The following is a 1,722-nucleotide window of genomic DNA, read 5'->3' as shown; positions in this document are numbered from 1 at the left end:
ATTCACCGTCGGATTTACTGCTACGTCGCCCTCAGGGAATTAAACCTAAAAAGAAAATCGTCAAAATTAGAGATTCCGGTTTGACACGGAAAGTCATATTAGCGCTGGGAGCTTACCACCATAACAGGCCCATCATCGACAGAGGAGAACAGGATAAATATATTATCGTTTCGTGTTAATTTATTAGTGTTAAAGGTTCTTAACTTTTCTTCAGTTTCTATAAATATAGGTGAAACATCATCACTACGAATCCACTCTTTATAAAGATACCAGGCATTTGCTTTGATCATATCATCCGTTGATCGTAAGGCCTGATCGATAAGTTGGATAAAAAAATTGTTATTTTTATCAATCAGCCCTTTATTCATATTAAACCTGTTAATAAAATGGATCATCTGTTGGGTATCGAAATCCACCTTGCTGAATCGATGTTGACGCATAAAATCATCGAACTTGTTATCTTCACCAGAATGGATATAACTGCGTATAATTGGATCTTTTATATAAGGACAATGGCTAAATGTTTTCTTCATATTCTCAATAAAGTTTTTATTAACAATATTAAGAATTTTTAATTGCATAACCAGTTTTACTGCCAGAACGGATTTCAATATCATTGCATTATCTGGCAATGTATCAATCATTTTTATAATGTTATTGATATAACCATCGAGATCTTCATTCCCAAATATATCTGAATAATCAATAGTTAATTCCAATTGTTCTGTAATGCAATCTTTAAAATTCCCTGTCGACATTCGCACATGATCAAACATAACAGCTGTCAAATTCGATTTAATAAATGATATTTCTTTGGCAGACAGAAACTCTGCTCTGGTGAAGTGCGAAGCGTAAAGATAACAATTATCGAAGTTTGAATTTCTAATCTGACATTCGCGAAAATTACTATGACCAAGTTGACTCTGCGAGAAGTCAACTGTATCAAGAATATCTTGGCTAAAATCAACACATTCGCCACTCGTTTTGAGAAAAATCACATTGTGTAAACGTCGACATTTAAATATGACATTATCAACTGTTGCCTTAGTAAAATTGCAATTCTCAATTTCTTTACATTCGAAAGTTACATGTTGTAGATTTGATGATAAAAAAGACACCTTAGAAATAACGTCACCTTTAAAATGACAATTTGTTACATCAAAATCAGACAGGTCGATATACCCCTGCGAATCTTTATCCATCAGAAAATTACAAGCGCATTCTATTTTTTCATTTCTGTAGAATTTTACACTTATAGTATCATTACTAATTGAGACTTCACGTAACATATTTATTGCATGATTTTTTCGTTCCGTTGTTTTATATTTAAAAATATATCACTGATATAAATAAAGTTATCTCTGTTTAAACCTGTCACCCCATTGAAATTACGTAGTAAATCAAGATCTACTATATTATTTCCTTGAACCACATCATGTTTCATCAAAGAGTTATTGCCACCAGAATTTGTGATATGACCTATCATAAAACCTCTGTAATACAGAAATAAAATAACCTGGAAAAGTAGCCTGAGCGTCCAGACACTACCGGCGAAAGGAAAAGAATCTCTGATAAGGCATTGAGATAATGGACATTCTTAGTGAAGAAGAAGTGAAGTACTATAAAAAATGGTAATGCTGCCAACTTACTGATTTAGTGTATGATGGTGATTTTAAGGTGCTTGCGTGGCTTCCATTTCCATCAGATGTCCTTCCTGCTCCG

Annotated in this window: 1 pseudogene; it reads right to left on the bottom strand. The window is 33.2% G+C overall.

What is annotated here, in order from left to right:
* Nucleotides 1-101: 101 nt before the first annotated feature.
* Nucleotides 102-1,486: pseudogene (locus BHE85_RS14745) on the bottom strand (SopA family protein); the annotation flags it as partial.
* Between the last annotated feature and the right edge of the window lie 236 nt (nucleotides 1,487-1,722).

This window comes from Shigella sp. FC1567 (genome assembly GCF_001743015.1).
GTDB classification, from domain to species: Bacteria; Pseudomonadota; Gammaproteobacteria; order Enterobacterales; family Enterobacteriaceae; genus Escherichia; species Escherichia coli.
Note: the sequence above shows the minus strand (reverse complement) of the source record. Positions and strands in the feature narration are given on the sequence as shown.